The sequence below is a fragment of the Bradyrhizobium sp. Pha-3 genome (genome assembly GCF_042258615.1).
In the GTDB taxonomy this organism is placed as follows: Bacteria; Pseudomonadota; Alphaproteobacteria; order Rhizobiales; family Xanthobacteraceae; genus Bradyrhizobium.
Window position 1 is genome coordinate 6,287,873 of sequence record NZ_CP170152.1, and the last position, 19,282, is coordinate 6,307,154.

Annotated in this window: 14 protein-coding genes; 3 read left to right on the forward strand and 11 right to left on the reverse strand. The window is 63.5% G+C overall.

Going from position 1 to position 19,282, the window contains the following annotated elements:
* Positions 1 to 253: 253 nt before the first annotated feature.
* From ACE10Z_RS29805 to ccmI, 5 genes are all read right to left on the reverse strand, one after another.
* Positions 254 to 1,837, reverse strand: coding sequence for a Do family serine endopeptidase (locus ACE10Z_RS29805; RefSeq protein WP_375783950.1), 1,584 nt, complete (start codon positions 1,835 to 1,837; stop codon positions 254 to 256).
* A 171-nt stretch (positions 1,838 to 2,008) separates the two neighbouring features.
* Positions 2,009 to 2,515: a cytochrome c-type biogenesis protein gene (locus ACE10Z_RS29810; protein WP_375783951.1), complete on the reverse strand. Its 507-nt coding sequence runs from the start codon at positions 2,513 to 2,515 to the stop codon at positions 2,009 to 2,011.
* The gene (locus ACE10Z_RS29815; RefSeq protein WP_375783952.1) at positions 2,515 to 4,497 is read right to left on the reverse strand and encodes a heme lyase CcmF/NrfE family subunit; all 1,983 of its coding nucleotides are present in this window, start codon (positions 4,495 to 4,497) and stop codon (positions 2,515 to 2,517) included. Before ACE10Z_RS29815 ends, ACE10Z_RS29810 begins: the two co-directional genes overlap by 1 nt.
* Entirely contained in the window at positions 4,494 to 4,991 is a 498-nt protein-coding gene (gene ccmE / locus ACE10Z_RS29820) for a cytochrome c maturation protein CcmE (protein WP_375783953.1), read from the reverse strand. Before ccmE ends, ACE10Z_RS29815 begins: the two co-directional genes overlap by 4 nt.
* A 59-nt stretch (positions 4,992 to 5,050) precedes the next feature.
* Positions 5,051 to 6,190 (reverse strand): c-type cytochrome biogenesis protein CcmI, encoded by a 1,140-nt coding sequence (gene ccmI / locus ACE10Z_RS29825; RefSeq protein WP_375783954.1) that lies wholly within the window; start codon positions 6,188 to 6,190, stop codon positions 5,051 to 5,053.
* A 323-nt stretch (positions 6,191 to 6,513) separates the two neighbouring features.
* Between ccmI and ACE10Z_RS29830 the strand changes: the two genes are divergently transcribed.
* Positions 6,514 to 7,038 (forward strand): hypothetical protein, encoded by a 525-nt coding sequence (locus tag ACE10Z_RS29830; RefSeq protein WP_375783955.1) that lies wholly within the window; start codon positions 6,514 to 6,516, stop codon positions 7,036 to 7,038.
* Between the two features lie 310 nt (positions 7,039 to 7,348).
* Positions 7,349 to 10,699 carry an adenylate/guanylate cyclase domain-containing protein gene (locus ACE10Z_RS29835; RefSeq protein WP_375783956.1) on the forward strand — a complete coding sequence of 1,117 codons (3,351 nt, stop codon included), beginning with the start codon at positions 7,349 to 7,351 and terminating at the stop codon, positions 10,697 to 10,699.
* A gap of 290 nt (positions 10,700 to 10,989) precedes the next feature.
* On the opposite strand, the gene ACE10Z_RS29840 is transcribed toward ACE10Z_RS29835, so the two are convergent.
* From ACE10Z_RS29840 to ACE10Z_RS29860, 5 genes are all read right to left on the reverse strand, one after another.
* On the reverse strand, positions 10,990 to 12,384 hold the full coding sequence (locus tag ACE10Z_RS29840; protein WP_375783957.1) for a hypothetical protein: 1,395 nt from the start codon (positions 12,382 to 12,384) through the stop codon (positions 10,990 to 10,992).
* Positions 12,385 to 13,159: 775 nt separating this feature from the next.
* Positions 13,160 to 13,429, reverse strand: a complete 270-nt coding sequence (locus tag ACE10Z_RS29845) for a hypothetical protein (RefSeq protein WP_375783958.1) — start codon at positions 13,427 to 13,429, stop codon at positions 13,160 to 13,162.
* Positions 13,430 to 13,794: 365 nt separating this feature from the next.
* Positions 13,795 to 13,965 carry a hypothetical protein gene (locus ACE10Z_RS29850; protein WP_375783959.1) on the reverse strand — a complete coding sequence of 57 codons (171 nt, stop codon included), beginning with the start codon at positions 13,963 to 13,965 and terminating at the stop codon, positions 13,795 to 13,797.
* A 990-nt stretch (positions 13,966 to 14,955) separates the two neighbouring features.
* Complete coding sequence (locus tag ACE10Z_RS29855) at positions 14,956 to 16,332, reverse strand: ATP-binding protein (protein WP_375783960.1); 1,377 nt, start codon at positions 16,330 to 16,332, stop codon at positions 14,956 to 14,958.
* A 219-nt stretch (positions 16,333 to 16,551) separates the two neighbouring features.
* Positions 16,552 to 17,214, reverse strand: coding sequence for a response regulator transcription factor (locus ACE10Z_RS29860; protein WP_163154879.1), 663 nt, complete (start codon positions 17,212 to 17,214; stop codon positions 16,552 to 16,554).
* A gap of 375 nt (positions 17,215 to 17,589) precedes the next feature.
* Between ACE10Z_RS29860 and ACE10Z_RS29865 the strand changes: the two genes are divergently transcribed.
* On the forward strand, positions 17,590 to 17,943 hold the full coding sequence (locus tag ACE10Z_RS29865) for a VanZ family protein (protein ID WP_375783961.1): 354 nt from the start codon (positions 17,590 to 17,592) through the stop codon (positions 17,941 to 17,943).
* Positions 17,944 to 18,032: 89 nt separating this feature from the next.
* Here the strand turns inward: ACE10Z_RS29865 and galE are convergent, their stop codons facing one another.
* The gene (gene galE, locus ACE10Z_RS29870) at positions 18,033 to 19,028 is read right to left on the reverse strand and encodes a UDP-glucose 4-epimerase GalE (protein ID WP_375783962.1); all 996 of its coding nucleotides are present in this window, start codon (positions 19,026 to 19,028) and stop codon (positions 18,033 to 18,035) included.
* Between the last annotated feature and the right edge of the window lie 254 nt (positions 19,029 to 19,282).

Sequence of the window (19,282 nt, forward strand, 5' to 3'; positions counted from 1 at the left end):
TGCGGTCACGGGAATGGGCCCTCTGTCAGCATGGCGCGGCCGGCCTGCACATGCAAGACGACCGCGAATATTCCGGATTGTCTGAAAAAAGTGGGCGGTGAAGCTGGGGGACCTCACCGCCCTGAGACCTTCCGACAGAGGGGGGCATATTCCATCGAAAGGCAACATAGGGAGCGAGCAAGGGGCCCGCCCCCCGGAACGCGCCGTCGGCGGGGGCGACGAATGCCGGCGACGCGTTCCAACTCATAGATAGTTATCCCTTGGCCAGCGGCACTGCCACAAAGCGCGACGAACCGCCGCTCTTCACGCGCATGAGAACGCTGTTCTTGTTGTCATTGCGCGCCGCGGTGATCGCATCACGCACCTCACCGGCGGTGCCGACGGACTTGCCGGCGACCTCGAGGATCACGTCGCCTTCCTTGAAGCCCCGCTCAGCGGCAGCACTCTTGGGATCGACTTCGGTCACGACCACGCCGTCCTTGCCGGCGCCGGCCACGCTGTTGGCAGGTGCCACAGTGAGGCCCAGTTTCGGCACGTCGGTGCCGCGGGACGAGTTGCCCTTGTCGCTGTTGTCGGTGTCAGCCTTGGCTTCCAGGTTGTTCGGCAACTGGCCGAGCGTGAGGTTGACGGTCTTGTCCTGCCCCTTGTGCAGCACGTTCAGCTTCACGGCATTGCCGGGCGCGAGACCACCGATGGTGCGGGCGAGTTCGCGCGCATCCTTCACCGGCTCACCATTGACGGCGGTGATGACGTCACCGGACTCGATGCCGGCCTTGGCCGCGGGGCCATTGGCCTGCGGTTCGGCCACCAGCGCGCCTTCGGCCTTCTTCATGCCGAGGCTGTCGGCGATGTCGGAGGTCACCGGCTGGATCTGGACGCCGATCCAGCCGCGGCTGACCGAGCCCTTGTCCTTGAGCTGGGCAACGACGCTCTTGACGGTCTGGGCCGGGATCGAGAACGCGATGCCGACGCTGCCGCCGGACGGCGAGTAGATCGCGGTGTTGACGCCCATCACCTCACCGGACACGTCGAACGCCGGGCCACCCGAATTGCCCTTGTTCACGGGCGCATCGATCTGGATGAAATCGTCGTACGGACCATTGCCGATGTCGCGGCCGGAGGCCGAGACGATGCCCGCGGTCACGGTACCGCCGAGGCCGAAGGGATTGCCGACCGCCAGCACCCAGTCGCCGATGCGCGGCTTGGTGTCGGAGAGCTTGGCGAACTGGAAGTTGGAGCCGCCCTCGACCTTGATCAGCGCGAGATCGGTGCGCGGATCGGTGCCGATCACCTTGGCGGAATAGGTCTTGCCGTCGTCGGTCGTGACCTCGACCTTGTCGGCGCCGTCGACGACGTGATTGTTGGTCACGGCATAGCCGTCAGCCGAGATGAAGAAGCCGGAGCCCTGGCCCGTCACCACGCCACCGCCACGCGGTCCACCGCGCAGACCCGGGGGCAAACCATCCGGACCGCCGAAGCGGCGGAAGAAGCGCTCCATCGGCGAACCCGGCTGGAACGGCGAATCGTCATTGTTGCTGTCGTCCTTCGCGACCTTCTCGCGAATGTTGACCTTGACCGAGATCACCGACGGCTTCACCCGCTCGACGATGTCGGCGAACCCGACCGGCTGCTGAACCTTCTTGACCTCGTTATTGACCTGCGCATGCGCGGGGGTCGTGAACAGGTCGGCCGGGTTGTGGGTGGGGCTGAAGCCGTAGGTGGCGGCACCGAGGCCGGCCACGACCGACGCCATCAGCGCGAGTTTGCGGGCAGAGAACAGCGAGCGCTTCGGCGCCTTGTAGGACGGAAGGGTCGAGAGGTCGGGACGGTCGGTCATGTGTTGAGATCTCCAGGGCCAGAATCAATCGGTGCGGGGGCGAGCACCTGATGCGCCTGAACATGGGGTCATCAGCCTTACGGCGCGCTGGCTGCGGAATTAAACTTTGGTAATTGAGCAAGCCTGCGCTGCGGCAGAATAGCGCATGCAAAATAAGGGCTTAGAAAGGAACTAAAGCGGCTTGTCCGGCGCGGATTCGGCCGCCAGCAGCCGTTCAAGGCGCGCCTGTTCGTCGGACGTCAATCCGGGGGCGGAATCGCCCCCGCCGGGGTGCGGATTTGCCTTGCGCCGGCCGAGCCGCCAGAGCGCGAACCCGCCCAGCAAAAGCGCCAGCGGCGGGGTCAGCCACAGCACCAGCGTATGCTCGTTGAGGCGCGGCTTGAGCAGCACGAACTCGCCATAGCGGGCCACCAGGAAATCGATCACCTGCCGGTCGCTGTCGCCGGCAGATATCCGTTCACGCACCAGGAGGCGGAGGTCGCGCGCCAGCGGCGCCTCCGAATCGTCGATCGACTGGTTCTGGCAGACCATGCAGCGCAGCTCTTTCGATAGCTCGCGCGCCCTCGCCTCCTTGGCCGGATCCGCCATGATCTCATCGGGCAGCACGGCCCGGGCCGGCATCGCACCGAGCATCAGGGTCGCCGCAAGCGCGGCGGCTGCAAGGGCGCGCGACCGCATCATTCGGCCGCCTGCAAGGCGCGCGCCGCTTTCGCCGGTTTCGGCGCACCGACCCGCAAGCGGCGGTCGGACAGCGACAGCATGCCGCCGAAGGCCATCAGCACCGGGCCCCACCAGATCATCAGCACCAGCGGCTTGTGATAGATGCGCACCGCGATCGCGCCGTCAGCCGTGGTATCGCCGAGCGAGATATAGAGCTGGCTTGCGCCGCGCGACAGCAGCGCGGCCTCGGTCGTCGAGGCGCCGCGGGTCGTGAAGTTGCGCTTCGACGGGGTCATCGTGCTGACCTTCTCGCCGTCACGCGTCACGGTGAATTGCGCGACCATCTCGCGGAAGTTCGGCCCCTGCCGTGGGTTCAGGCCGTCGAGCCGGAGCTCGTAGCCGGCGACCTTGGCGACGTCGTCCGGCTTCATGGAGCCGATATATTCGCTGTTCCAGGTGGTTTCGCAGACGATCCCGATCAGCGCTATGCCGAGGCCGGCATGCGCGAAGGCCGTGCCCCAGGTCGCACGCGGCAGGCCGCGCGCGCGGCGCAGCGACAGCGACAGCGGAATCCGGAACAGCGCGATGCGTTCGGCGAGATCGCACAGCGCGCCCATGATCACAAAGGCGGCAAGCCCGATCGCGAGCGGCGCCAGCGTCGCGCCACCATAGGTCCACGCAAACACCACCGCGATCGCAACCAGCGCGACGATGCCGGCGACCATCAGCCGCTGAGCGGCGCCGAGCAGGTCGCCGCGCTTCCAGGCCAGCAGCGGCCCGAACGGCACCGCGAGCAACAGCGGCACGAATAGCGGCGCGAAGGTGAAATTGAAGAACGGCGCCCCGACCGAGATCTTCTCGCCGGTCAGGACCTCGAGCGCCAGCGGATACAGCGTGCCGATGAACACCGTCGCGCAGGCGGTGGTGAGCAAGAGATTGTTGAGCACCAGCGCGCCTTCGCGCGAGATCGGCGCGAACAGCCCGCCCTGCTTCAGCGCCGGCGCGCGCCAGGCATAGAGCGCCAGGCTGCCGCCGATGAAGACGAACAGGATCAGCAGGATGAACACGCCGCGGGTCGGATCGGTGGCGAAGGCGTGGACCGACGTCAGCACCCCGGAGCGCACCAGGAAGGTGCCGAGCAGCGACAGCGAGAAAGTCAGGATCGACAGCAGGACGGTCCAGACCTTGAGCGCGTTGCGCTTCTCCATCACCAGCGCCGAATGCAGCAGCGCGGTGCCGGCCAGCCACGGCATCAGCGAAGCGTTCTCGACCGGATCCCAGAACCACCAGCCGCCCCAGCCGAGCTCGTAATAGGCCCAGTAGGAGCCCATCGCGATGCCGAGCGTCAGGAAGATCCACGCCATCAGCGTCCACGGCCGCACCCAGCGCGCCCAGGCGGCGTCGATCCTGCCCTCCAGCAGTGCCGCCACGGCGAACGAAAACGAGATCGAGAAACCGACATAGCCGAGATAGAGCATCGGCGGATGCACCGCGAGGCCGATATCCTGCAGCACCGGATTGAGGTCGCGTCCCTCGATCGGCGGATTGGCGATGCGCAGGAACGGGTTCGAGGTGATCAGGATGAACAGGTAGAAGGCGCTGGCGACCCAGGCCTGCACCGCCAGCACATGCGCGCGCAGCGACAGCGGCAGGTTGTTGCCGAAGGCTGCGACGAGGCCGCCGAACAGCGCCAGGATCGACACCCACAGCAGCATCGAGCCTTCATGGTTGCCCCACACGCCGGTGATCTTGTAGAGCAGCGGCTTCAGCGAATGCGAATTCTCGTAGACATTGGCGACCGAGAAATCCGAGGTGACGTGCAGCGTCACCAGCGCCGCGAAGGATGCCGCGACGAACAGCAATTGAGCGAGCGCGGTCGAGCGCGCGACGTTCATCAACGCAGCATCGCGCCAACGCGCGCCGACGATCGGCACGATCGACTGGATCAGCGCCAGGGCGAGCGCAAGCACCAGGGCATAATGTCCGCTTTCGGCGATCACCGCATCGCTCCCTGGGTCGGCGCCGCGGAGGCGCTCGGCATGCTGTTTGGTTTGGCGCCGTAATCGTCCTTCCAGTGACCCTGCTTCTTCAGGGCGTCGGCGACGTCCTTCGGCATGTAGGTCTCGTCATGCTTGGCGAGCACGGTGTCGGCCCGGAACACGCCGTCGGCATCAAGCGCGCCTTCGGCGACAACGCCCTGCCCCTCGCGGAACAGGTCCGGCAGGATGCCCTTGAAGGCGACCGGCAGCGTCGCGCCGCCGTCGCCGACGGTGAAGGTCACCGCGAGATTGTCGCCGCGCTTGAGCGAGCCCTGCTCCACCAGCCCGCCGAGGCGGAAACGCTTGCCCGGCCCGAGATGCTTTTCGGCGACCATCGATGGCGTCGAGAAGAACACAATGGAATCGCGCAGCGCATTGAGCACCAGGCCCGCGGCGATCGCGAGCACGACGAGCGCGCAGCCGATCAGTGTCAAACGCCGTTGCTTCCTGGTCATGGTGCATCCTTGCGCATGACATTCGCCGAAAACCGCTGCACATGTTTCGGCATCATGCGTTATCCATCCAATCCGAGATTCTTCAGCCCCTCATTGAGCTGGCGCAACCGATCCGCATCATTGGCCATCGCCTGGCGGGCATCCGCAAGCGCGCTCATCGCCTTGTCGCGCTCTCCCATCACGAGATAGGCGCGGACCAGCCGCAGCCAGCCCTCGACATCGTCACCGTTGGTCTTCAGCCGCGTCGCCAGCCGATCGACCATGCCCTTGATCATGTTGCCGCGATCGGCCTCGCTCATGTCCCTGGCCGCCGCCACCGCGCCATCCGGCAGCGCGGGTGCGCTGGCGCCACCGGGCGAGTTGACGCCACCGGGTACGCTGCCGCCGACGCGAACCAGCGCGGCCTGCACCAGCGGCCGCCACGGCGCGTCCGACGGCGCGCTCGCCAGCATCTTCTGCCAGAGCGCGGCGGCATCGGCCTTGCGGCCGTCCTGCTCGGCGGCGAGACCGAGGAAATAGTTCGCCTTGGCGTCGTCGCCATTCAGCGCGACCGAGCGCTCGAACTCCGCCTTGGCGTCCGCGGTGACGATACCGCCGGCGCTCCCCATCAACGCTTCACCGAGATCGGCGCGGCGATCGGCGCTGTCGCCGGCATAAATGATGGCATTGCGATAGGCGCGGACGGCATCATCGTAGCGGCCGAGGCGCGACAGCACCGGCGCCAGCACGGTCCAGCCGCGGCCATCGGTCGGGTTCTTCTCCAGATGGGCCTCGACCTGCGCGACCAGGTTGGCGAGCGGCTGGTTGACGTCGGCGACCCGGCTGCGCTCGGCGAGCGGAAAGTCGCCAAGGCGCGGCGAGCCGAGCGCGAGATAGAAGCCCGAAGCGATGACCGGCAGCCCGACCAGCGCCACGATCGCAGCAGCGCGCCGCAGGCTGAGACTGCCCTGCACCGGGGCTTCGCGCCCGCTCTGGTCGGCGGCGGCCAGCAGCCGGCGGCTGATCTCGATCCGCGCAGCATCGGCCTCGGCGGCGCCGATGATGCCTGAGGCCATATCGCGGTCGATTTCGGCGAGCTGGTCCCGGTAGACCACGACCTCGCTGCCGCCGGTATCCGCCCGTCCGCGGCGGCTGAGCGGCCACAGCACGGCAAAGATCGCCGCGACCGTCATCAGCGCGAACACAAACCACAGCGTCATCAAGCGGTTCCCGGATGGAACGGCGGCTTCCGGCAAGCCGCCTTAGAATCGCTTTACACTACCGGCGCCAAGCCCGGCAATTGACAATTACTGGATCGACCGAAGGTCGAAATCAGCCGGTTTCCGGTGCAGTTCCGGCGGTATTGCAACGGCGTTACCGCGCGAAGGCGCGCAATACCAAAATATCGAAAACAACCCCATGCAAAGTAGCAGCATCCGCCGGCGCTCGGTCGACGACTTGACATGTCGGGCAAATCAGCGCCACACTTCCATTATTCCGAAATTGCGTAAGCGCTGGTCGCCCCGCCCTGGCGGCGAACAAAGTGAGGGATATGTTCACCCCTGAGCAATTATTCATTTATAACTTTGAGAAGCTTATTCGGTGTCACGACAATCCGACCCAAGAAAACCTCTTCGAGTCGGTCGGACCTCTACGTAGACTTTTGCTGGATCATCCGTCGATCACGAGCCTTGCGAACCGCAGGGCGCAACTGAAATTCCGCTTTACTATTTATTCCGACCCAACAATGAGGATCAATTACGATCCGAAGATACACCCCTCAACTCCAGAGATTATCAAGACGATGACTCTGGATGAGTTTCTGCGACATCCACTCATGCAGTTCAGGGGCACGGACATCACTGTCAAAACCGCAATAAATTATGTCCGAGACTATGCAGGGTTAGAACACAAAAACGAACCAGACAGCGACACGTTGAGAGCCGCCCATAATGTAAATTGGATCGGATTGGGTGGGATGCCAGCAATCCTGTACTGCCTGAAAGGAGCCGTCTCCCTAACACTTCAGGGATACGAACCGTTGTATAGAAAGCTTAAAGGACAGTGAGAGCTCTACCCCGCGCGGGACGATTTGCGCTCGCCTGTCACGGCGTTCTCAGCCGCCCGGTTCATCAGCGAGGCGTAGTCGTGGCCGAACAGCAGAACCGGACATCAACCAAACGACAATCCCTGCCGAAACCCCGTCGAACATGACTCATCAGTAACCAGCGCCGGTCGATCGCGGCAATGCACAATGCACTTTGTGCCTGACGCTCTGTGGCCTTGATATTGTCCGTCACAGGCCTTCATAATCTTTCCGTGGGTTGTCCGTCTTCAGGCAGCGTTTCGGCACAGACGGAACCAGCTGGGAGGCAATCGTGGAGCTTGCGAGCTGGCTACGGAGCCTCGGCCTCGAACGCTTTGAGCCTACGTTCCGGGAAAATGCTATCGACGGGGACGTCCTGCGCGATCTGAAAGACGATCACCTGCGCGAGCTCGGTCTTCCCATGGGGGCGCGGATCAAGCTTCTGAAGGCCATCGTCGCGCTTCCAAAGGAAGAAGCGGTGATCGCTCCTTCGATCGCTTCGCCGGGCGACGCTGCGGAACGGCGACAAATTACCGTGATGTTCAGCGATCTCGTCGGCTCGACAGCGCTGTCGACCCGCTTGGACCCCGAAGATCTGCGCACGCTGATCTCCGCTTACCAAAAATGCGTCACGGAAACAGTGCAGCGCTGCGGAGGATTTGTCGCGAAGTACATGGGCGATGGGGTGCTGATCTATTTCGGTTATCCGCAGGCTCATGAGGACGATGCCGAAAGAGCCGTGAGGTCGGCCTTGGACCTCGTCGCAGCGGTGGCGAAACTGAAGACAGACCCCCGATTGCAAACCCGCGTCGGCATTGCCACCGGCATGGTGGTGGTCGGAGATCTCGTCGGATCCGGCGAGGCCCAGGAGCGCAGCATTGTCGGCGAGACGCCGAACCTCGCGGCTCGGCTGCAAGGGCTCGCCGAGCCCGATACAGTTGTGATTGCGGACGCGACCAAGCGACTTCTCGGCAATCTATTTGAGCTGAAGGATCTCGGCCACCAGGAGCTCAAGGGCATCGCCGGCGCTGTGCAGGTCTGGGCCGCGTTGCGACCCGCGTCCGTAGAGGGTCGTTTCGAGGCTTTTCATGCCGGCAATCTCTCATCGCTGATCGGAAGGGATGAAGAAGCGCAATTGCTGGAGCGACGGTGGTCTAAAGCCAAGGACGGTGAAGGCCAGGTCGTCCTGATTTGCGGCGAGGCCGGAATCGGCAAATCCCGACTGACCGCGGTGTTGCTGGAACACATTGACGAGGAGCCGCATGCTCGGCTGCGCTGCTTTTGCTCGCCTCAGCGCACAAACAGCGCCCTCTCTCCGATCATCGGACACATGGAGCGCGCGGCTGGACTGAAACATGACGATACAGCCCGGGCGAAGCTCGACAAGCTCGATGTTCTGCTGGCACGGAGCGCAACTTCCCCCAGCGATTCGGCCTTGCTCGCCGAACTTCTGTCTCTTCCGAACGACGGTCGCTATCCTCAGATGGCACTCGACCCGCAGCAGCGTCGGCAAGGAACGCTGCAGGCGCTTGTCACCCAAATCGAGGCGCTGTCGCGGTCCGCCCCCGTCTTGATGATTTTCGAGGATGCGCACTGGACCGATCCCACCAGCCTCGAGCTGGTTAGCCGTATCCTGGAACGGATCGTCGGGCTTCGCGTGCTAATGGTCGTGACATTCCGGCCGGAATTTGCACCGCCCTGGATCGGGCTCCCACACATCAGCACGATCACCGTCAATCGGCTTGGCCGGCGCGAAATCGACGCCATGATCGATCGCATCGTCGGCAACCAATTCCTGCCACCCGCTATCCGCGAGGACATGATTGACCGGACTGACGGCATTCCTTTGTTCATCGAGGAGATGACGAAAGCAATCCTCGAGACCGAGAGCGAGGAAGAGGCACGAAGAACGGCCGCCGTGATCCCCTCGTCGAGGCTTGAAATCCCCGCGACGCTTCACGCATCCTTGATGGCGCGTCTCGACCGGCTCGGTCCCGCCAAGGAGCTGGCGCAGATCGGTTCTGCGATCGGCCGTGAATTCCCACATGCGCTTATCGAGGCGGTCGCCGGCAAATCGCGGGCAGAGCTGGAGGTCGCACTGCATCGGCTGATCAGTGCCGGCTTGCTATTCCAGCAAGGGGTCCCGCCGCACGCGCATTATCTGTTCAAACATGCCCTGATACAGGACGCCGCCTACAGTACGCTGCTGCGCGAGCACCGCCGCGTCTTGCATGCCAGCATCGCGGAGACCCTTGAAGCTCGTTTTCCAGACAGAGTCGAGCGGCAGCCGGAGCTCCTGGCGCGCCATTGCGCCGAAGCCGGACTGCTCGAAAAAGCGGCCGGCCTCTGGGCAAAGGCGGGACAACGGTCGCTGGAACGCGCAGCGTTGCCGGAAGCTGCCGAGCAGCTCAGTCGAGCGCTTTCCCTGATCGCCGCGTTGCCTTCCACGCCGGCGCTCAGGCGCGAAGAAATCAAGCTGCAGGTGGCGCTGATCACCCCGCTGATGCATTTTCGGGGCTACGGCGCCCCCGAAACCAAGGCGGCTGCCCTTCGCGCGCGAACGCTGATCGAGCAGGCGGAAGAGCGCGGCGAAGCGCCAGAGGATCCGCTGCTGCTGTTTTCCGTGCTGTACAGTTTCTGGGTTGCGAACTTCAACGGTTTCCACGCCGACGCCGTGACCGAACTCGCTGCGCAATTTCTGAGGCGCGCCGAGGAACAGAAGGCTGCAACGCAGCAGATGCTGGGCCACCGGCTCGTTGGTGTCTCTCAGGCAACGGTCGGAAACCTTCCCGAAGCGCTCGCGCATTTCGATCGCGCGATCGCATCTTACGATCCCGTCGAGCATCGGCAGCTCGCGGCGCAGTTTGGACAGGATATCCGGATCGCCGCGCTTTGCTATCGCTCCTGGATCCGCTGGATGCTCGGCTATCCGGACGCCGCGCTCGTTGATGCGAAAAGCGCCGTCAGCGAAGCCCGCGAAGTCGGCCAGGGAGTTCCCTTGATGTATTCCCTGTATTTCACATCATACGCACTTATCCATTGCGGCGAATACGAAGCCGCGAAAATGCAACTCGACGAGCTTGTTCCGTTGGCGACAGAGAAGAATGCCGCGCAGTGGAGAGGCGGCGGCATCATGCACCGGGGTTGCATACAGGCACTGACTGGCAAAGCATCCGATGCGATTGCCACGATCCCCTCCGGCATAGCGGCCTGGCAATCGAGCGGCTCAGTCGTTTTCGTGCCTTGGTACGTGTCCCATATGGCAAGAGCATGCGGTGAACTGGGGCGGCTCGACGATGCGCGGCGGCATATCGACGACGCCTTGAAGGCGATCGAGACGACCGGCGAGACGTGGTGCGAATCCGATGTCCGTCGCACGGCCGGGGAAATCGCATTGCTTGGTCCCGAGCCGGATGTCTGCAAGGCAGAAGCGCATTTCGCCCGGGCGCTAGCGGTTGCGCAGGAGCAAAAGGCAAAATCCTGGGAACTGCGGGCGGCCACGAGTCTCGCGCGGCTCTGGCGCGATCGAGGCGACCATAAAGAGGCCAGCCAGTTGCTGGCGCCCGTTTACAATTGGTTTGGCGAGGGATTTGAAACGCTCGACCTCAAGCAGGCCAAGCGCCTACTCCATGAGCTCGCTTGAGGCATGGCGACGAACGAACGGTTGTCTGTTTATGGGCCCATCGCGGCCAAGCTGCGGTTAAAGACGATCGGTGTCAGAGCCAAGCGGACATTGACGGAGATTTATGAGTACGCGCCCCAGCCTTCGGATGCGCTGTAACGATCACCCGTTAGCTCTTTACACGGATGCGGTGATCCACGTTTACCAATCTCTTGAGACTAAGCCGCTGCCTGAGCCAAAAAAGAAGTCTCCGCAGTCAGCTTGCGGCGTTGCGCCATAATACCGCTCTCTCACCCGTTATTGTCCGCTCGCTACCCCGCGCGGGACGACTTGCGCTCGCCGGTCACGGCGTTTTCGGCCGCCCGGTTCATCAGCGAGGCGTAGTCGTGGCCGAACAGCACTTCGCAAAAGCGGATCGCGGCCTTCACCTGCTGCTGGCGGAAAGCGCGGGCCCGCGCGTCGCCGCCGCGCAGCGACTGCACCAGCCCCTCGGTCGACTGCTCGACATAATGTTGCAGGTCCGAGAAGGTCCGCAGCGTCACCTCGTTGATGGCGAGCTCGCTGGCATAGGTACGGCAGACCGCGACAAAATCGATCAGGGCGGCGGCGTCCTCGACCTCGGACATGTCGATCTTTGCCCCTGCCGCGATGTCCTTGTCGGCACGCTGGCGCAGGATGCGGCGAACCCGGCCCGGCACGCTGTCGATTTCCGACTGCAGCGCATTGGAGGTGTCGGCGCGGACCGAGGTGAGCTGGCGGCCCCAGGTGGAGTCGTTGCGCAGATCGAGCTCGGTGCGCAGGCCGCGGACGCCGTCATGCAGGGTCTTGAGCTGCTCGCTGACATAATCGAAATGTCCGCGCTTGATGTCGGTGCGCAGACAGGCTGCGACGAATGACAGATCATGCAGCGCGATGGTGACGGCGATGCCGTAAGGCGTTGCCGCGACCCGCAGCTCGTCGTCGGAGGCCGCCATCTTGATGGCGAGGCGGATGATCTGCCATGGCGCGGCGAGCCGCTGCGCAATCAACGACAGCGCGAACGGCAGCAGTTGCGGCGTCTGCAGCGACGGCAGCTTGAGCGCGTCCATCGCGGAGGCGATCTGGGAATCGGAAAGCACCCTGATCTGGCTCGGCAGCCGGCTGCCCAGGGTTTCCAGCGCCTCGCGGGCCTGCAACACGAGGCCAATCGGCAGCAGGTCCTCGACAACGCTCGGCGGGCCCACGCGCGCCAGCGCGCGCTGACGGTCGTCCTGCATCGGCCCCGCGACCTTGATGATGGCTTCCGCAGCCGCAAGCTGGAACTTGCGCGCGGCGATCTCCATCGGACCGCTCTCCGTGGCAGCCGCCAGCGCCCTCTCGAATTCGCGGGCGGCCTCGGGCGCCCCCTCGCGGGCCAGCCACTGCCAGATCGGCAGCAGCGAGGCACGCCGGAGCTGGCCTGGGCGGGTCGGGAAATTGGTCTCGGCGAGGAACGGCTCGAGCGGCCGGAACAGGAGCCGCGCCGGATCGTCACTGCGCGGTTGGATCTGCTCGTCCTGCTCGGCCCCGCGCACGATCTTGCGCAGTTGCTCCAGGACCAGATTGGCGACGGCGACGTCGTCGCCGCGTTCGACGGCGCGCTCCAGCTCCCGCATCAGCAGCGCCTGCGATTGCGGCGGAAGCTGCGCGAGATAATCCCTCAGCCGCTCGGTCGATTTCTGGCTCATGCCCGGTCGTGAAAGCTAGGTGCCCGGCAAGCGCCGCAGCCCGTCCGCCCGCGATGATAGAGGGGGGCGCGTTAAGAAGCCGTTTAGGAATAATGACGGTCGCGCCGCCCAAAAGGCTGCGCCGCGTCCGCACGGCAAATCGCACATGATGTCTGCGAAGATTGTCCGCGAGCTCTCCTCGCCTCCCCCGCAAGCGGTGCTGTCCTCATTCGGACACTTGCTCCGGCGAACCAGGACACTTGTCAAACAGACGGGAAAAAAGTGGCAGTTTATTTACGTTCGATTCACACAGGTGATTTCTGGAACAGCCCGCTGATTCGATCCTTTCGGGACTGGGCAGGGTGTTTCATTAAGATCAAATTACAGCCCAGAAGGGGCCGTCAATTATCGGCAAGCGGCGGTTCGGCGTGAGAATGGGAATAAAGAACGGCTCCAGCATCGCCTCCAAGGGTGCTGGGGCCGTTTCTTTGCGCCCCACAGGAACGAGGCGTGTCGGCTGGCGGTTGTTTTATGTCCGGCGTCCCCGCCGGGCACGTCGGATGACGTATGTAAACTCGGTCCCGGCTTGCGCCCCCTCGCTGGGGCCGTTTCTTCTTCACGGTTAGGAACAGCCCCGGTGACGTTCCGTTGTCGCGTGGTCCCGGTGCTCAAAACGGACAGCACTTGGACACGGCCTCAGCGTTCCCCCGGCGCTGGGGCCGCTTCTTTGGGGTGAAGAAGAAAGGTTCGGCTTTCGCCAGGCCTCGTAGTTCAAGCCGACTTGCAATTAGCGCCATCACGGTTCTCCACCATCAATTACAGTGAAGTTGCGCGTCACGCGCACTGGCCGGTTCGGCTCCCGCGGCAGCACGGCATCCAGCAAATCACCGATAGTCCAAACCCGCTCAGCAATACCAAGCGCGACAGCTGGCGTAGTCCGCAGCGCCTCATGCACGCGGCAGAGATAATGGTGAGCCACGTACAGGCCCACAGCAGCGGCGTGGTGATCCAGCTGCTTTGAAAAGCCGTTGGTGAGGCGGGCAAAGCGCGTCTGCGTCGCGTCCACTCTTCAGCGCGATCCCGCCCGCTCCGTTGGGGCAAGTATATAATATTGTTTGGATACGACGCGATTGATGGTGACGTCGGCAAATAGCTTTCAGGTCGCGGATGATTGAAGCCCCCCAGCGCGCAGCCATTCGGTCATGCTCGCGCCAGCCTCAGCTTGCCGGGCTAGCTTCAGGAGCGCTTCTCTCTCGATACCTGGGGCGAGCGCTTCGGCCTGTTCGCGTAGCTCTCTGGCTCTCTCAACAAGGCGCGCTTCAAGTGAATTGGTGTGTCTGACCCGACGTCGAATTTGGCCCATGTGACCTTTTTCCTCGCTCAGTTCCTTACGGGAACGGGGCTGTAAATCGACATGGGAACGCAAAGTTCCTATTGGGCTTCCTTCATGGTCCGCTCGACTTCATCGGCTAGCGTCCGGTGATGTGCGGCCAACCTAGCGAACAGTTCTTTCTTCGACTTATTGGTCGCCAGCTTGCTGATTAGCTCGCACTCTTCCGCCTCGACACGAAGCTTCTCCAAGTGCGCCTGCATGTCCTTCATGGGCCGTCTCCCGAGATCGGGGGATGATTGCACGGGGAACAAGCCGCACAATACGACTTCTGGAACTCCGTTCACCCACGGAGAACCCCGGGGATTGGATCTAAATCCTTTGATCCAGATCATGGGTACTGGCCGAAATAGGCCACTCGCCAAATCGAAACCGGCCACCGATTAGGAACGTTTGATGCCCGGGAAAATTAGGCAATTGGCGACGGCGCTATCCTGCCCCCAAAGTCTGCCGCCGCCCTCAGTCCCAGCGCCAACCTTCCCCGGGGCGCTGGGACTTATTCTTTTAGGCCATTCGCAGATACGAAACAGGCCACTCGGCATAGAGGTTGGACTTGCCGTCACGCTGGGGTTGCGTCCGAAAAAAAGCTGGCATGCCCTAAAGATGTGGGTCGAGTTGATGGTGGCGCTTGCTGAACCGAAGGACACTCCGGCAGGAGTGCATGCTGGAGTTGAACTGCCCGAAAAATGAAAGAGGCTGCCAACTGAGGCGGCGTAATCAAAGCTATGCCGCCCGTTTGAAAATCTTACAGGCGGCATGGCCTTCCAGCCCGAGAGGGTACAAACAAAATCCCGGTCATATTGGGTACGGACGCAGGGACGAAAGGTTCAAGGCCGCTAACTGAGGCGGACTTACTCTTCCTCAGACCAGGTCAGTTTCTCGCAGTTCAAGCACCTTCTGAGGCGGTAGGTCTTACCCTCTCGGCTATCGAGGATCGACATCGCAAGGGTCGGTCCGCCGCAGCGGTTGCAGGCATGAAAATTGATGGGTTGCGGCCTTTGCTCGCCAGCGTCCAGTAGATTGCTCATTGTCCACTTTCACGGAAGGTGGACTCATAAGTTACAAAGTGAACACTCGTTCCTGGAACGACGAGCAGAATTCTCAAATGGCATGGAACGGTTTCAAGACGGCTGTTCTGGTTCCGACAGAAAGCGGGAGCGCACCGCCTTCGCGACGGCGATTCAACCGAATTCCATCATACCCTACACCGCCGGCAGCACGAGTTCGGCGCGCAGACCGCCGATCGGCGCGTCGTTCAGCGCGAGCTTGCCGCCATAGAGGCCGGCGAGATCGGTCACGATCGAGAGACCAAGCCCCGAGCCGGGCTTCGATTCGTCGAGCCGCTGGCCGCGCCGCGACACCTGGGCGCGCTCGGCCTCCGACAGGCCGCGCCCGTCGTCGTCGACCATAATGCGCAGCCTGGGACCTGCGCCCGACGCCTCCGGCGGGACCACGCTGACCTCGATGAAGACCTGGGAAGCCGCCCATTTGCAGGCGTTGTCGACGAGATTGCCGACCATCTCCTCGAGGTCCTGCCGTTCGCCGCGAAACCGTGCCGCCGGGTCGGCCTTCGCCTCGATCGCGAGGTCGCGATCGCGATGGATCTTCTCCATGGTCCGGCGCAGCGCCTCGATCACAGGGGCGACATCGGTGATGGTGCTGACAATGGTGGCACGGGCAGCGATCCGCGCGCGCTCCAGGTGATGCGCGACCTGGTCACGCATCAGGTCGGCCTGCTCCAGCACCTTGCTGGCGAAGGGATCGCCGGCATGCGCGCCCGCTTCGTTCACGATCACCGACAGCGGCGTCTTGATCGCATGGGCGAGATTGCCGACATGGGTGCGCGAGCGCTCGACGATCTCCCGGTTGGCATCGATCAGCGCGTTGGTCTCGCGCGCCAGCGGCGCGATCTCGACCGGAAACCGGCCCTCCAGCCGCTCGGCGCGGCCGGAGCGAATGTCCGCAATCGCGTCCGAAATGCGCTTGAGCGGCGCAAGGCCATAGCGCACCTGGAAGATCGTGGTCAGCAGCAGCACGATGCCCAGGGCGGCGAAGGTGCCGCCGAGATAATAGTCGAAGCTGCGCGTCTCATCGAAGATCTCGGTGGCATCGCCGGCGACGCTGACCAGGAACTTACCGTCGGCGCCGAGATCGACCGGCCGCTCGACCACGCGCAGGCTCTGGCCTTCGGGTCCGTCGACATAGCCGAGGCGGACGCCGGCGGCGGTCAGCTCGGCGCCGTGCTCCTCGAGCTTCGGCAGCTTCTTGTCCCACAGCGAGCGGGAGGCGCGGGTCTCGCCCTTTTCGGTGTCGGTGCGGGTGATCTGCCAGTACCAGCCCGACAGCGGCAGGTCGAACAGCGGCTCGCCGAGCGACTGGAACTGGCGGTCCGCCGGCTCGTCCGGCGTCGCCACCTCGGCGATCAGGGTGCGCAGATAGAGATTGAGCCGCCGATCGAAGGCGCGCTCGGTGGCGTCGCGATAGACCGACGACAGGATGACGCCGGTGATCGCCAGGATCACCACCACCCAGGCGGTCGCCGAGACGAACAGGCGGGTCGCAAGCGAGCTACCGCCCATCAGGACACAGGCTCGAACAGCGTGTCAGCGGCAACAGACATCAGGGATTCCAACATTGGCGAATCCAGTCCTCCCGGCGCGGATCATGCCAATGCCCGTGTACGCCGATCAAGCGCTCTAAGAGCATGATCCGATTGAATAGGATATGCTCTCATCCCTTTGTTTGGTCGTGTCTTCTTCACCTGAGCGAACCGGTTATCCACTTCGCTCGAAAGCGCTTTAAGTCGGCGGCGACAGCATGTAGCCCAAGCCCCGAACAGTCTGGATGATATCGACTTCCAGCTTCTTGCGGATGCGGCCGACGAACACCTCGATGGTGTTGGAGTCGCGGTCGAAGTCCTGATCGTAGAGATGCTCGACCAGTTCGGTGCGCGAGACCACCCGCCCGGTGTGGTGCATCAGATAATCGAGCAGATTGTACTCGTGCGAGGTCAGCTTGATCGGGTTGCCGTTGACGGTAACGCGCTTGGTGCGGGTATTCAGCGCCACCGGCCCGCAGACCAGCTCGACCTGGGCATGCCCGGTCGCGCGGCGCAGCAGCGCACGGATCCGCGCCAGCACCTCCTCCAGATGGAAGGGTTTTGCGACATAGTCGTCGGCGCCGGCATCGAACCCCTGAACCTTGTCGCTCCAGCGGTCGCGCGCGGTGAGAATCAGCACCGGCATCACCCGCTTGTTCCGCCGCCAGGCTTCGAGCACCGAGATACCGTCCATCTTCGGCAGGCCGATATCCAGCACGACCGCGTCGTAGGGTTCGCTGTCGCCAAGGAAATGCCCCTCCTCGCCGTCGAACGCGCGATCGACCACATAGCCGGCGTCCGTCAGGGCGGTGGTGAGCTGGCGGTTCAGATCCGGGTCATCCTCAACGACGAGCAGACGCACTTTAGCCTCCGAGAGTGAGCATTACGATATTCCGGCATCAAATGAGGCTCCCAGCCGTGAACGGCCTATGAATGGAGCCGCAGGCGAAACCTTATTTTTTCGTCAGGTGCACCATCCCGGGAACCCGCGCAAGCGCGACAGGTTCCCGCAAAGAGATGCGCGCCAAGCGGGATTGAGTTTCAATATCAGGTATCTTGATACCGTCATTTGCCAACAAGTGGACGCGTCATGCTGGTCACAGTCGGCTGGCAAGTTAACCTTCGGCGACCATTTCCATGTCGCTGGCACGAGTGATGCGCTAATCCAGCCGGGGGTCGTCTGCGGTACAGGACCGGGAATACGTTGTTGCCTATTTCACAGATTCGGAAGTTCGGCGTGATTGCGGGCTGGCTCGCGCTTGCATTTATCGCCTTCGTGACGCTGTCGCCGATCCAGGACCGTCCGTCGTTTTTCCCTCCTCAGACCGAGCGCTTCGCCGCATATGCAGTGATGGCGATGGCCTTTGTGCTGGGTTACCCGCGGCGTACCGCGCTGATCGTGCTCTTTGTCGTCTTCAGCTCGTTCACACTCGAAGCGATGCAACTGCTCACACCGGACCGTCACGGCCGCCTGCTTGACGCGATCGTCAAGGTGTCGGGAGGTCTTGCCGGCATCGGCGCGGGTCACCTCTTCCTGCTGGTGCTGCGCAGCCAGTTCGGCCGGTTGAGTTCGCGCGCGGACGCAGCCTAGCCTTCCGCCGTTTTGGGCATGATCTCCGCGCAAACGCGTTCCGCGTTTGTCGCGACGGAAAACCGCTTCGCACTTTTCCGGATCATGCCCTATCGCCGGCGCGGATGCGCCTTCTGGTGCCACGCCCAGGCCGAGCGAATGATGTAGCCGAGATCCGACCGGCTCGCCTTGAAGCCGAGGCCGCTCTCCGACCTGGAGGGATCGGCGACCAGGATCGGCGGATCGCCGGCCCTGCGTTCGCGCACCACGCTCGGCACCGCTTCACCGGTCTCGGCGCGGATCGCGTCGAGCACCTCGCGCACCGAATAGCCGGTGCCGGTGCCGAGGTTGAACACACCGCCGGCGCTCCCCTTTAACAGCAGCTCGAGTGCTGCGATATGGGCGGCGGCGAGATCGTCGACATGGATGTAGTCGCGCACCGCGGTGCCGTCAGGCGTCTCATAATCTTCGCCGAAGATGGCAAAGTCCGGCACGTGCCCGAGCAGCGCCATCAGCGCGCGCGGAATCAAATGCGTCTCGGGATCGCGGAGCTCGCCGATGGTGCCTGATGCATCGGCGCCGCAGGCGTTGAAGTAGCGCAGGCAGACCGATTTGAACCGATAGGCGGCGCGATAATCATGGAGCATCTGCTCGATCATGAACTTGGAGCGGCCGTAGGGATTGACGGTCGGCCCTGCGGCACTTTCCGGAATGGGATCGCGCCCGGCATTGCCATAGACGGCGCCGGTAGAGGAAAACACCAGGCGGTCGCAACCTGCCTCACGCATGCCGCGCAGCAGGCCGAGCGTGCCGGCAACGTTGTTGCCGTAGTATTTCTGCGGATCCGCGACGGACTCGCCGACCGCGCTGAACGCGGCGAAGTGCATCACGGCCAGCGCATCGTGCTCGCGGATGGTGGCGGCGATCTTGTCGTGATCGGCGACGTCGCCGGTCACGAGCGGTCCCCATTGCACGAAATTGCGATGACCGGTGGAGAGGTTGTCGTAGACGACGGGGAGAAACCCGGCCTCGGCGACCGCCTTGGCGCAATGGGATCCGATGTATCCCGCGCCGCCCGTGATGAGGATCGAACCCCTGCTCGCCATCGAAAATGCCGTCCCTGCGCGGACCAATCCCGCGCCTCAACAAACGCAATGATGGGTACGACATTCCGTCCGGCGCGGCAAAACGACGATGGGAATAGCGTTAAGACCGAACGGATTTACCGCCGCAACGACGGTCGACACGCCCCCAGCGGATGCGCGCGAGCGCTCCGTTAACCAAGCCGGATTGCCGCGCCGGCAAGCCTTTCGGCTGTCGAATGATAACGCGCGTGGAGCTCGACGGACCGCCACTCCAT